Genomic DNA, 11,962 nt, shown 5'->3' with positions numbered 1-11,962 from the left:
CCCTTCGTCGACTGCGACGAATACCTTGCTGGCATGGAGTGGAAGCGGCAGGTCCATGCCGCACATGAAACCACCCTGATCGAGACCTACAGCTATGAGCGGCAGGAGGGGCACCTGCTGAGCGGCCTTGCCGAAAAGGTGGCGCCGCATGTCACACTGAAACCCCGCCCGGTTGACACGATCTATGACCGGATCGTCGAGTTGAAACAGGTCGACGACTTCTCGAAACTGCTCGGAACCTTCCTGCGCAAGTTCAAGAGCGGCGGCTACAGCCTGCAGGACTGCGAAACCAAATCCGAGCGGATGAAGCTCGGCAAGCGCGCCCGGGCGTTCCTCGATGTCTTCGCGCCAGTCTTCCAAGAATACCAGAAGCGCCTGGAAGGCCGGATCGACTTCGAGGATATGATCCTGCGCGCCGCGCATTATGCGGAGACCGGCCGCTATGTCAGCCCGTTCCGCCATATCCTGGTGGACGAGTTCCAGGACATATCGCAAAGCCGGGCCCGTCTGGTGAAAGCACTGAAGGCACAGCATCCGGATGTGCGGGTCTTTGCCGTCGGAGATGACTGGCAGTCAATCTTCCGCTTCGCCGGGTCCGACGTCCATCTGATGCGCCATTTCGGTCTGGAATTTGGCGGCAGCTTCGACGGCGAGGCGGGCGTGCATAGGACCGTCGACCTTGGCCGCACCTTCCGATCGGTCGACCAGATCGCCTTTGCGGCCAGAACCTTCGTGCTGCGGAACCCGGCCCAGATCCAGAAGCAGATCGTCCCGGCCGGGACCGCGACCGAACCTGCCATCAGGGTCATGACCGTGTCTAAGGGCGAGGATGAGGCGAAACTGTCCGAGGTTCTTGCCGCCATGTCAGCCGCTGTGGCACCGGAGGCGAAGCCTGCGACGGTGCTGCTTCTTGGCCGTTACCGCTTCGTCGAGCCAGACCTGCAGGATCTGAGGCGCCGCTTTCTGCGGCTGAAGGTCAGCTTCAAGACCATCCACGCTTCCAAGGGTCTGGAGGCTGACCACGTCATTCTGCTGAACGCCGACAGTGGACGTACGGGGTTCCCGTCAGAGATCGTCGACGACCCGCTGCTGTCTCTGGTGTCGCCGGAGGAGGAAGCGTTTCAGAACGCCGAAGAACGGCGCGTCATGTATGTCGCGATGACCCGGGCCCGACACACACTGACGATCCTTGCCTCGAACGCTAGGCCATCGTCCTTTATCACCGAGTTGAAAAAGGATCCAGCCTACGGCATCGCCGCTCAAATTGGCGTGGAGCTGGAGGAACATGGCTGCGGCGAATGTGGTGGGCGGTTGTTGGGCGTCACCGGGAAGGATGGCCGCATCTGGTATCGCTGCGAGCATGTCCAGCATTGCGGAAACCTGCTGCCCGCCTGCCAATCCTGCGGAACCGCTTTGCCCCGCCGCACGGACGGAACGGCCGACGCTCGATGTGGCTGCGGTGCCAACTATCCGACGTGCCCCGAATGCGAAGATGGCTGGTTGGTCGAACGCAGCGGCAGTTATGGAAAGTTCCTTGGCTGCGTCCGCTATCCGACCTGCGTCGGGAAAGCGAAGATATCGAGCGGTGACCGGTCCGCAGTCACGAAGCCGCGACGCCGAAACAGGGCCTGATATGAGGAACACATTTGTGCCCATCGCCTGGTAGTACAGGCCTAAGCGCGCCTGCCATCATCTACCTGCAAAGCCCCTGCTGCTCGTTGACAGCGTTAATCCATAGGCCGGGCCGGACGATCCGCCGTGGTCGAGGAGACCCGCGCTTCCCGCGAAGGCGTCGTCCGGTCAGTTTTCACCGGCAAGCGCGCGCCTGATCGCGCATCACGGTGTAGTCGCTTAGCATCTCGGCAACGGCCGAGCCATCTGTCAATGAGTTGAGTTCATCGGCTGCCCGCGCCTGGAACTCTCGGCTGTATTTCACGACCGGCGGACATGCCGCCAATCCGCCTGCTTCAAAACCCTCCGTCGCGCAACCGGTCAACCAGCTCGACGCGATCACGAGGACGGCGAGCCGCAGCTTCCAGCATCCGGCGTTGGATTTCATTTGCTTTCTCCCTGGTTTCAAGACGTTCGGCAAGCCGCCCCGTGCGCTCACCGGCGCGGCAGAACGACAGCAGGAACAGAACGATAGCGAGGGCGATGGTCCCGTAACGCAGGGCGGCCCGCATCCATGGGCTGGCGATAATCCCACCGACAAAGGTCGAAATCATCGCCGCCCCCGTTTCCAGTCATCAAGGCGCGCATAGATCGTAACGGCGATGCCCCCAAGCGCCACGGCGATGAACACCCAGCGTAGCGTATCGAGGTATGGCACGAGCGGCAGGACGGCGGACTGAGTTTCCGCTAGGACGTTCTGCGCCACTTCGACCCCCGCCGCGCCCAGTGTCGCGACACCTGCGGCCCCGCCACCCTTCATGGTGCGGCTCTCGGCCAGCACCTCGCGCGTTGGCTCGGTTTCCGCAGCAAAAGCTGTCGCTCGGATCAGAAACCGCTCGCCCCACTGGCGGGTGGGCCCGAGATCGACATGGATGAAACCCGAGCGCGGATAGAAACCGAAACCGAGGAAGCCGACTGCGCGTGCCGCCGCCTCGAACGCGACCGGGTCATGGTTCGACATTGCGATATCGAAGGCCGCGCCATCCATGTGCTTTGACCGCGTCGCGCCACCAACGGCGCGGTTGTGCTCCGGGCTGCGATAGGCAGACCGTACGATCAACGGTTTACCCAGCCGGGTGCGGAGCGCCTGCAGCTTGTCCAGCGCCGGTGCGTTGACCAGCAGCTTGCCGGTGCCGCGGCAGGCAATTTCGGCGGGTGAGAAATTCGGCCAACGCCAGGTGTCGTCCGGCACGTCGCGCCAATGCTCGTAAAAGGTCGTCGTCATGGTGTCCTCCAAAAACGAAAAACCCGCCAGATGGGCGGGTTCAGGTTGGTGCGTGAATTGTCGCGATGGGCGGCTACGGACCGCTGCCGAATATCTTGAGCTTTATCGCGATGCCCGCGAGCAGCGCCAGCATCACACCGGTGGTAATCATGCGCACGGCAGTCTGCATCGCGGTGCGGCGCACGAGCCGGATGCAGTCCACGAGCGCACGCAGATCGCGGATATCGAGTGCTGCCTCTTCACCATCGAGCTCGACATCGGCCAGCGCGCGTTTCGCGCCTTCCTCGGCGGCCCGCGTCAGCATCGCCTCGAATTCGGCGTCAGGCATGCGCACATATCCTTCGGATCGACGCGGTGTCATCGGACCCTCCTTCTGATTCATCCGAGTGAGATGCAGCTGGTCGGTATGGGATAGCTGAACTGCGCGGCCAAGGAGCGCAGCGTGCCTCCCTCGTTCGGCTCGCGGCCCTGAATCACCGGATACCAGACACTGCCCACTCCCGAGGCATAGGTAGGGGGATCGCTGTCGGGAATGTCGGACCACACGCCGTTGACACCGACCCAGAGGCCCCGCGTCACAGGTTCGAAGGCAAACATCAGAATGTCGCCCGGCCGATAACTCGGGAGCCCGCTTTTCACCAAACCGGCAGTCGGCCCGTTGCTCGCGTAAATGGTGCCGTTACCACGATATCCGATGCCGCCATAGCTGATGGGGTTTGACGCGTTCCAGTAGGACAGCTGTTCCGCAGGCACGATGCCCATATAGCCGTTGTAAGCAGCCGTAGCCGTGATCCCGGCGGCACAGGCAACCTCCCAGTATCTCTTGCCGCTTGAGAAGGAATTCTCGGTCGGCACAAACCCCACATGATCCGTCCCGCCGGTGGCGTTCACGACGGTCAGCCCTGCGCGCCATGTATGATACCCCGCCTGCGTCCTCGTCGCATCGAGCCGCCAGGCCCCCGCCGGCAACACCTCAGGTGCCGGCGGAAACGGCAGAAACTCCACCGACCAGAAGTTGCTGTTCCAGTTTGATCCCGAAAACCGCATATCGGTGAGCCGCTCGGACGTGTTCTGCACGTGAAAGCCGGCAAAGCGATTTGCCGTGCTGGCCGGCGCCAGCAGTTGGTAGGGCGCGTTCGCGGACCCGATGCCATCGGAGCCGATTATCCCGGAGAGCAGGAAGCCCATGGCCGAGGTATCGAGATCGTAGAGCGCCGGCGCAGTCCAGGAGCTGACCACATTCTTCCAGACCAGCTTGCCAACGCGGCCGGCGTAGTGCGCCTCGCGCAGGGCAATCAGGAAACCATAGGCGCCAGTCCAGGTAATCATCTCGCTGGCCGATGTCGCGACCTTCACCTGCAGTCGGTAGCCCCGGTAGTTGGCCTGCGTGTTGGGTGTCTCTGCAGCAGACACGACATCGGTATAGCCAGGCAGCAAATCCGGCGGCGTCGCGGTCTCCCGGTTCGCGATCATGGCCACGAGCATGTCGCCGGGCTGATGCGTGGTCAGGGTCAGCGTCCTGCTGGCGTTCACGGTCTGGTTGGCGAGGGCGACGCCATCCACGAAACTCACGGGTACCGCTGGCTCCACGGGAGGCACGGCGCCGACGCCCGCGCTGAACAGGCTGGAGAACAGCAAGGGCATCATGCGAGGCTCCCGGCGAGGGTCACGGCAATGCCGGCAATGGTAGTATCGGCGACCGAGGGCGCGACGAAGCGCACCACGTCTCCAGCCGCAAGCACGACGGAGGAGCCGCCCGGCGTCGTGAAGGTAAAGGTGCCGGCGGTGCTAATCGTAATGTTCCCCGCCGAAAACCCGTTGCGCGTCAGGTCGATGGCAAAGGGGTCCGCCGGATTTACGTCGACATGTCCGACAGCCCCCTCCAGGTTGGCTGGAAGGATCACGGCACGCGAAATGATGATCTTACCGAGCGTCTCCGAGGCCCCGGGCGTCGGGAAGGTCAGCATCCCGAAGTCATAGACCTGAGCGTCCGCAGCGGTCGACAGGCCCGCCACGGTGACCCCGCTGCCCGAGCTGTAAAACACGCTCTCGCTGCCAGGCGCGAGTGCCGCCGTCGCGCCGGTCGCGTTCTTGACGCTCACCTGCCGCGATGTAGTGTTCCTGATCAGCAGCAGCCGCGGCACGGCCGGCAGCACCAGAATGACGTCAGCTGCCGGCGTGCCGGTCAGGGCCAGACGCACATTGCGCCGCGCCTGCGGGGCCGTGACCAAGATCGAGCCGCCAGCGGTACAGTCGACGTTTAGTGAGGCGGTCATGGCCAGATCGAGCGCATCGGTGGCGTCATTGATCGTGACCTCTTTCTGATTCTGCGCCGCCGCCACATGTGGTGCTGCAAGGTTCGGGCTGGTCATCGTGTGGGCTCCTTAGAGAACGGTAATTGTGACTTCGCGCGGGAAGCCCCGCTCATGGTCCCGATCATCTGTGTGATCTGAACCGAGAGCGTGCTTGTCAGGCGCTCGAAGCCCGCCGAGATGGCTGCGGGCGGATAGGTCACGCGGCAGCGTGCGCAGAACTGCGCCGCAGGCGGCCTGCGGGATATCCGTCTACGGCGGCGACGTCTTCGACGTTGTCGTCCGTTGCACTGCGCTTCGATATGCGTGAGTTGCTCTGTATTATCGGCCACGTTATCACTGCCCGGCCTTGATCAAGGTTGCGGCGAGGGCGCATTCCGGCAAAGAATTTGAATCATGGATTTGCTCTCGCAGTGGTTCGACAGCCTTTTGGACCTGCCAAATGAGACGCTCGCGGCGGCTTTGGCGGGCCTGTCGTTTCTGCTTTTTGCCGGCTTAGCCGTAAGTTGGTTCCGAGCGGTTCAGGCTCGGCGCGCGGCGCGAAAAACAGGAAATGTCATCGCCTTCAAGAAAAGGCAGCGGCACCGAACGGGAAAGGCGCAAATCCGCGTGCCAGGCTGGTCGCGTCAATTAGCGCCTGTGTCCCTCATTGCTCTGGCCGGTGTTTTTGTCCTGTGGTTTGGCTTTGAAGGTGATCGGTCAGTTATTGGCTCATCGTCCCTACGTGGGTTTGTCACCCACGTCCGCGACGGCGACACGATCGAGGTCGCCAACGTGCCGGTCCGGATCGCCAACCTCGACTGCGCGGAAATGTTCACGGCAGAGGGGCGGGTTGCCCGAGAGCGGATGGCGCAGCTGGTGAGAGGTCAGCAGCTCGCCTGCGACCTTGAGGGTCGGATGAGCTATGACCGTGAGGTGGGAACCTGCGCCCTGATATCTTCGGGTGAAGATATCGGCGAGACCCTCATCCGCGAGGGGATCTGTGGACGCTGGTAGAATTCTTGCCGCGATCGTTTTGGCACCGCCACGGATGTTCTTCTGCGCAAAATGCTCGGGGCAGTGCTTACCAAGGCCAAAATCCCGTCGATCGCCATCGCTTCCGCCGAGGGCATTGCAGACCAGCAGCGTGTCTAAGCTTGTGCTATAAGATTTGGGACTCAGTTCGTTGCAGCCATCTTGGATCGGGCTCCTTATAGAATGGTAAGCGTGACCTCGCGCGGAAAACCCCGCCCGATAACCGCGCTCACCTGGAAGATGACCACCGAGAGCTGGGCGGGCATTGTGCCAAAATCGGCCGTGATCGCAGCGCTCGCATAAGTGACGGTCGGGCTGGTTGTCGACAGCATGCGTAGGACTGTGCCGCCCGGCTGATCTAGAATATCCACTTCATAGGCCTCAGATGCTTCTGACAATGGCACCGTCCCGGTACCATCGCGCAAGTCCCCGCCAAGCCGGGTGCGCCGCACCCAGGACAGCACGATGTCCGCGCCTGACAGCACGCTGCGCGGCTGTGCCACCGCATAGGGCTTCAAATCCCGTCCAGTGTTTGTCCGCGTGATCGTCTCCGCATCATCAAAGAGCTGCCCGGATCCCACTGCCCGCCAGTAACGCGTGATGCCCAGATCGCCGAGCGCCACGATGATCGAGTCCAAAGCTGCCGCCTCAAGCAGGACAAAGGTCTGACCGACCCCATGGCCGGCGGTAAAAATGTCCGTGCCACGGCGACCGCGCAGCAGGCCGCGCAGTGTAAACCCGCCGGTGGCAACAGGTGTGACGTTGCGGAACTGGATGATCTCGGGCTCGCCATTGGCCTTTAGCAAAAGGGCTGCGTTCGCGCCGTTCAGCATGGCCTCCTGCGTGACACTTTCCAGGCGTTCCGCCCCAGTGGTCATGAACACCTGCAATTCGTTGACCTCGTCGGTCGCAAAGGCTGAGGCGGGCGCTCCCAACGCACTGATCGTGGCACCATAGGCGATCTCGCGGCCGATGCGGCTGGCGGTGGTCCAGAGCAGGTTATCCGGGCTGCGGAACACGGCCGCCCCCGGCCAGTTTTCTCCTCCGAAACCGCCTCCCATGACATAGATGCGCGAGCCAGTGGCGGCGGTATCGTCGACATCGCGCAGCAACGGCAGGTCCGGCAGGATCAGGCGCGTCTGCGGATCGCCAGCCAGAACCTGCGACGGGCGACCACTGCCACCATCGGCGATGAGATCGGCGGTATAGCTTGCCGCCTCTTGCGAAACGGACCGCATCGAGAGGCTGAAATCCGCGCCAATGTCGATCCGCTCGATCCGCGTGCGCAAGCTGGTGCCGCTTGGTAACGTGATGTCGACCACATCGGTGGGATCGAGGCGCAGATAATCGCTGGGCAGCCGTGCCTCATGCCGGCTGCGCTCGATCCAGGCCCCATATAGCGCCTTTGCCGCAATGCTCTTTGCCGTATCGGCTTTGATGACCATGGGCAGCTCGACCGATTGCTGATTGCGCGACAGCATGGTGGGCACGGGCTTTGCCGCGCGCTTTTGCATCTGGGCACCTTGCTGGTAGTCCGCATCCGGATCCATATGGATCACATTGACCCGCTCTGGCAGTTCCACCTCCTGCGTGCGGCTCTCACGCCAGGCCTCTGCAGCATCGCCAGAAAGCGGGATCAGAAGACCCGCGTTCAAGGTCACCGCGGGCGCCCGGCCACGTTTGCGGAATTTGAGCTGATCGTCGCTTTCTACGCCGTCGAAAAAAAAGGCCTGCGCGAGCGGCTCCATCGACGCCCGCACGGTTGAGGGTCGTGCGATCACATAGCCTGGTACCACGTCGGTCAGCTCTGCAACGTCGGTGTCAGCAAGACCAAGGCCCGCCCGCTCACAAAGCGCGCCCACGATACTGGCAAGTGTCGCCCCCTCGCCGCCGCCGCGGTTCAAGAACATGCGCAGCACTGCTGGGGGGCTGGCGCTGGAGGAGATGATCGAGTCCGTGACAGAGTCGTAGTGCTGGAAATTATTGCTGACGAAGAATGGCCAGGTCTCGTCGTAGACCAAGACGCCTGTACCGGTGTCGAGCTGGATAATCCTGAACCCAGCCATGACGGTCCAGCGCCCGTTACGCAGCCGGCTTGTATTGAACGCTGGGCCGTCCCTGTTGAGACTGATCGGCGTGATGGTCTTCCGGACGATGCCGGTGCCCGAGCGCCACTTGATCGCATAGATATTGCCGGCGCTGCCGCCGTTCGACATGCGCACCTGGAAAATGACGCTGTCATCGGTCAGATCATAGGTCAGCGCTTTTGCGTCCCCGTAAAACCCGGTGGCAGTGCTTTCAATCTCGGCTGCCGCAAACGCTTTGACCTTGTCAAAAGCGACGCCCGTGAAGAACGCCGCGGGCGTCACGCGGATGCGGTAAAGTCCGAGGCTATTGTGATTTGCGGACGCACTTGATGCCGAGCCAAGAACCCAGCCCTCGCCAAAGCCGCTGCCTGACTGGCCACCGACGAGGCCTGCAACGCGCGCTTCGGTCACTTTGCTCCCGGCACCCCAGACATAGGTCATCCCATCGGCCTTCAGGACGCCAACGTCGCTAAAGATCGACCCCGTCAGCAGAAAGTCCGCGCGGCCGCTGGTACCAAAAGCCGTGATCATGGCCATTTTTGTGACGGCTACGAAATTGCTCGTGCTGTTTGTCAACGCGCTGGCGCTGAACCCGAAGCGCGAGACCTCGCGCAGACTGTCCGGATCCACGCGAATGATGGCACGCGAATTGCCCGTGCCGACTGTCATATAAAGGGAGCTGTCCGCGCCTACGAACAAGGTGCTGGGAAAGGTATTGGGCGCAGCCGCGACATCGGCCATGCGCGCCTGACGATCCTCGATCATGGTGCGCAGATTGAAGCGCCGAATGCCGGCGACGGCCGGATCGCTATTCGAGGACAACAGATATCCAAGCCCACGCCTCCAATCGACGCCGAACTCATCCGACTGGTAGCCGCCGATAACGCCCCCCTCGCCGGTGGTGATAAAGTCCAGCACCTGTGCGGGTTTTTGCGCGCTGCTGCGGAAGGTGATCTCGGCGGTGATGTTCGGGATCCGGTTTCCAAAATCCTCCAGCGCCAGGTCTTCAAAGACGATGTAGCAAAGCCCGCGATGCGCCGGCACGTTGCCAGCGCCCTCGACAGACTCGATCAGCGGATCGGGCAGTTGCGTGTCCGAGCCCGGATAAAACCGCATCTTGAAGCTTGATTTTGCCACGCGCGTGCCGGTGCCGCGCTTGTCATAGATCAGCTTCCCGTCTGCCCAGAGGCGCAGCACATCCTCGGCGTCACCCTCGGCGAAGGCAATGCCGAAGGAGGCAAAGTAGGTATAGGTGGTAACCTTGGCCCCACCACCCTTGCCTTGACGTTCGGTGGTCTTTTGCTCGCGGATGCCGGAGGACCAGATGATGTTGCCGGACATGCGCAGGGTGCCCCAGCCGATCGGAACCGGCGCGCCGTAAGCCGATGAGGTGACCGACAGGTCCGCCAGACGCGGTCCCTCCTGATCGGGCACCTTGTTGAACAGGAGCGATCCGACCGTAGAGCCGAGAAGCCAGCCCGCTTGCCAGCCAAAGCCGAGCGCCGCCGAACCCCAAGCGCCCAGACCTGCAACCGCAAGAACCGCCATGAGGGTTTACTCCTTGATCAACTGCGCAAAGCGGAAGGCGAAGCGGGCCTTGGCGGGCCATTCGCCGAGATAGGGTTCTTCGATGACGCAGCGGCGCGGGGCATGGGCGTGGATGAGATGGGCCACGTCGTGGCGCTGCGACAGAAGCCCGGTGTGGCACGGATAGATCGTTTCGACGAAGATCAGGACATCGGCGGGGCCTGCTTCCGAGAGAGGGATCTCGGTGAGATGTGCCCGGAAATGCTCCAGAAACCCCATGCCCTCTGCGCGGCGCGTGTAGCCTGTGATATCCTCATGGGGCAAATTGAGGGCCCGGGCGATCGCGATGAGCAGGCCCACGCAGTCGAGGCCATCTGGCGTGCGTCCCTGATGGCGAAAGGGCGTGCCGAGATGGCGGCGCGCCTCTGCAATCACGGCGGCGCGGGTCAATCCGGGCGGCAGCGCGGGCTCAGCTTGCATCGGGATAGCTCAGGATCGAGTCCACGCCGGGCACAAAGGGCTCGCCGCGGAAGTTCAGGACATTGGCGAACTTGGTCTTGCAGGTCGCCAATCGCTTGTCGCAGCCTGGTGCCACCCTAAAGACATGGCCCGCCTCAATCGCATAGCCAACCGGCAGATAGAGCTCGAACTGACCGGTCTCGCTGTTCCAGGTCTTGACCTCGATTGCGCGGCCAGCGTTTGGCCCGTTCACCCAGGTCAGGACCCCGCCTGCAAACCAGTCGGCCGCCACATCAGCACCGCCGACAGTGGCGATGAACACGGTGCGGGCACTGACCGTCAGCACCTCGCCGGGCCGCGTCAGCGCTGCTTCAGCCACAAAGGTCGCTGTGCCGTCCAGAGTGCCGGCCCCGATGGTCGCGTCATAGGCCGGTTGCGCCGCCTCCGTTGTGCCTGCGCCAGTGCAACGAAAGACCACCGCACCATAAGGCCAGGGGCTGGCGTAGAGCGGCACCCGCATCATCGCACCGACCGCGTAGGCGGTGGCGCGCAAGATTACCGTTGGAAGCACCGGCACTTTGCAACGCGGATCGCCCAGATCGGCACGGCATTCTGCCGAATAGAGCTCGCCGATCTCTTGCTGCAGGGCTTGTGTGAGCCCGCGCAGCTCCGAGCGGAACATGCCGTTCTCGGTGATCATCAGCTCGCCCAACCAGCCGCGCCGCAATCTGAGCGCGCCCATGGCCGGATCGGCCCAATTTACCAGGAACAGCCGCACCTCGGCATAGTCGAACAGCCCGGCACGCATGTCTGCCTCGGTGATGGCCTCATCATCGAAAAACCCGTCGACGTCGAGATTGTCGACCGCAAGCTGCGCATCCGACGTGACCGCCGTGCGCGCGTAGCCAAAGCGCGCAAGATAGACCTCACCGTCAAAGGTGATATCGCGGTCATGATCGGTGAACCGAAACCTAGCACCGTCGCGGCGGGTGATTGACCAGCAGGTGGCCAACGTGGTGACAGGCCCGGCCAGATGCGTCGCGAGCGCGGTGGACACTTCCTTCATGGCTTGATCTCCACGATTGCGATCTGCGGCCAGGCACCGTGCTCGTAGTTGTCCAGGCTGAACGACATCTGATCGGTGTCAAAGCGCACTGGCACGTCGAACTCAAAAGCGGCGGAGACCACGACCGCCGCTCCCGGTGCCATCGCGAAGCTCGCTATCCCGGTCGCGGTGTCCACAGTTACCCCGCTGGTGACCAGCACTCCGTCGCGAAAGATATTGACCGTGCCCGCCACCGGCTTGGTGAGGGTGCGCAGCACCTCGACGCCGCCCGAGGCGTAGCGCTTCACCAGCTGAAAGGCCTTCTGTGTGCCGTTTCCGGTGCCGAGGATCACTGCCGGGGTGGCAAAGTCGGTCCAGTCCTTGAACCGAAACCCGTAGGCCCTGCCCTGCCGCGCCCGGAAGAATGCGATCAGCGCCTCAAAATCCGCGCGCCGCTTGATGCCGGTCCCGACGTCCCAACGCCCGCGCGCTTGCTGCCAATTGGCATTGCGGCGCTCATAGCCTGCAACGGTGGTGAGGATGGTGGTGTCATATCCCGGCCCGCCGGTCGCCCCGCGGGCGATGGCATCGGGAAAGCGGACCTCATGGAACCCGTTCATAT

Annotated in this window: 11 protein-coding genes; 2 read left to right on the top strand and 9 right to left on the bottom strand. The window is 62.9% G+C overall.

From position 1 onward, the window contains the following. On the top strand, positions 1 to 1,632 hold a 1,632-nt coding region (locus ACOI1H_RS08410; protein ID WP_422436609.1), incomplete at its 5' end, for a UvrD-helicase domain-containing protein. Between the two features lie 335 nt (positions 1,633 to 1,967). Here ACOI1H_RS08410 and ACOI1H_RS08405 read toward each other — a convergent pair. From ACOI1H_RS08405 to ACOI1H_RS08385, 5 genes are all read right to left on the bottom strand, one after another. Then, on the bottom strand, positions 1,968 to 2,225 hold the full coding sequence (locus ACOI1H_RS08405) for a hypothetical protein (protein WP_422436607.1): 258 nt from the start codon (positions 2,223 to 2,225) through the stop codon (positions 1,968 to 1,970). After that, positions 2,222 to 2,896 (bottom strand): YcbK family protein, encoded by a 675-nt coding sequence (locus ACOI1H_RS08400; RefSeq protein WP_422436606.1) that lies wholly within the window; start codon positions 2,894 to 2,896, stop codon positions 2,222 to 2,224. The genes ACOI1H_RS08405 and ACOI1H_RS08400 overlap by 4 nt, the downstream gene beginning before the upstream one ends. A gap of 73 nt (positions 2,897 to 2,969) precedes the next feature. Next, entirely contained in the window at positions 2,970 to 3,224 is a 255-nt protein-coding gene (locus tag ACOI1H_RS08395; RefSeq protein ID WP_422436604.1) for a DUF6127 family protein, read from the bottom strand. A 50-nt stretch (positions 3,225 to 3,274) separates the two neighbouring features. Then, positions 3,275 to 4,543, bottom strand: a complete 1,269-nt coding sequence (locus ACOI1H_RS08390) for a hypothetical protein (protein WP_422436603.1) — start codon at positions 4,541 to 4,543, stop codon at positions 3,275 to 3,277. Next, positions 4,540 to 5,268: a hypothetical protein gene (locus tag ACOI1H_RS08385; protein ID WP_422436602.1), complete on the bottom strand. Its 729-nt coding sequence runs from the start codon at positions 5,266 to 5,268 to the stop codon at positions 4,540 to 4,542. Before ACOI1H_RS08385 ends, ACOI1H_RS08390 begins: the two co-directional genes overlap by 4 nt. A gap of 336 nt (positions 5,269 to 5,604) precedes the next feature. Here ACOI1H_RS08385 and ACOI1H_RS08380 point away from each other — a divergent pair, with 336 nt between their 5' ends. After that, positions 5,605 to 6,204, top strand: a complete 600-nt coding sequence (locus ACOI1H_RS08380; protein WP_422436600.1) for a thermonuclease family protein — start codon at positions 5,605 to 5,607, stop codon at positions 6,202 to 6,204. A gap of 194 nt (positions 6,205 to 6,398) precedes the next feature. Here ACOI1H_RS08380 and ACOI1H_RS08375 read toward each other — a convergent pair whose 3' ends face one another. The 4 genes from ACOI1H_RS08375 to ACOI1H_RS08360 are packed head-to-tail and all read right to left on the bottom strand — an operon-like array spanning position 6,399 to position 11,960. Further along, positions 6,399 to 9,857 carry a phage tail protein gene (locus ACOI1H_RS08375; RefSeq protein WP_422436598.1) on the bottom strand — a complete coding sequence of 1,153 codons (3,459 nt, stop codon included), beginning with the start codon at positions 9,855 to 9,857 and terminating at the stop codon, positions 6,399 to 6,401. 6 nt (positions 9,858 to 9,863) lie between these two features. Next, positions 9,864 to 10,316 carry a C40 family peptidase gene (locus ACOI1H_RS08370; RefSeq protein WP_422436597.1) on the bottom strand — a complete coding sequence of 151 codons (453 nt, stop codon included), beginning with the start codon at positions 10,314 to 10,316 and terminating at the stop codon, positions 9,864 to 9,866. Beyond that, entirely contained in the window at positions 10,306 to 11,361 is a 1,056-nt protein-coding gene (locus tag ACOI1H_RS08365) for a DUF2163 domain-containing protein (protein WP_422436596.1), read from the bottom strand. Before ACOI1H_RS08365 ends, ACOI1H_RS08370 begins: the two co-directional genes overlap by 11 nt. Beyond that, positions 11,358 to 11,960 carry a DUF2460 domain-containing protein gene (locus tag ACOI1H_RS08360; RefSeq protein ID WP_422436594.1) on the bottom strand — a complete coding sequence of 201 codons (603 nt, stop codon included), beginning with the start codon at positions 11,958 to 11,960 and terminating at the stop codon, positions 11,358 to 11,360. The genes ACOI1H_RS08365 and ACOI1H_RS08360 overlap by 4 nt, the downstream gene beginning before the upstream one ends. Between the last annotated feature and the right edge of the window lie 2 nt (positions 11,961 to 11,962).

It is taken from the genome of Loktanella sp. DJP18, assembly GCF_049310965.1.
GTDB lineage: Bacteria > Pseudomonadota > Alphaproteobacteria > Rhodobacterales > Rhodobacteraceae > Loktanella.
This window is presented reverse-complemented; position numbering and strand designations above follow the sequence as displayed.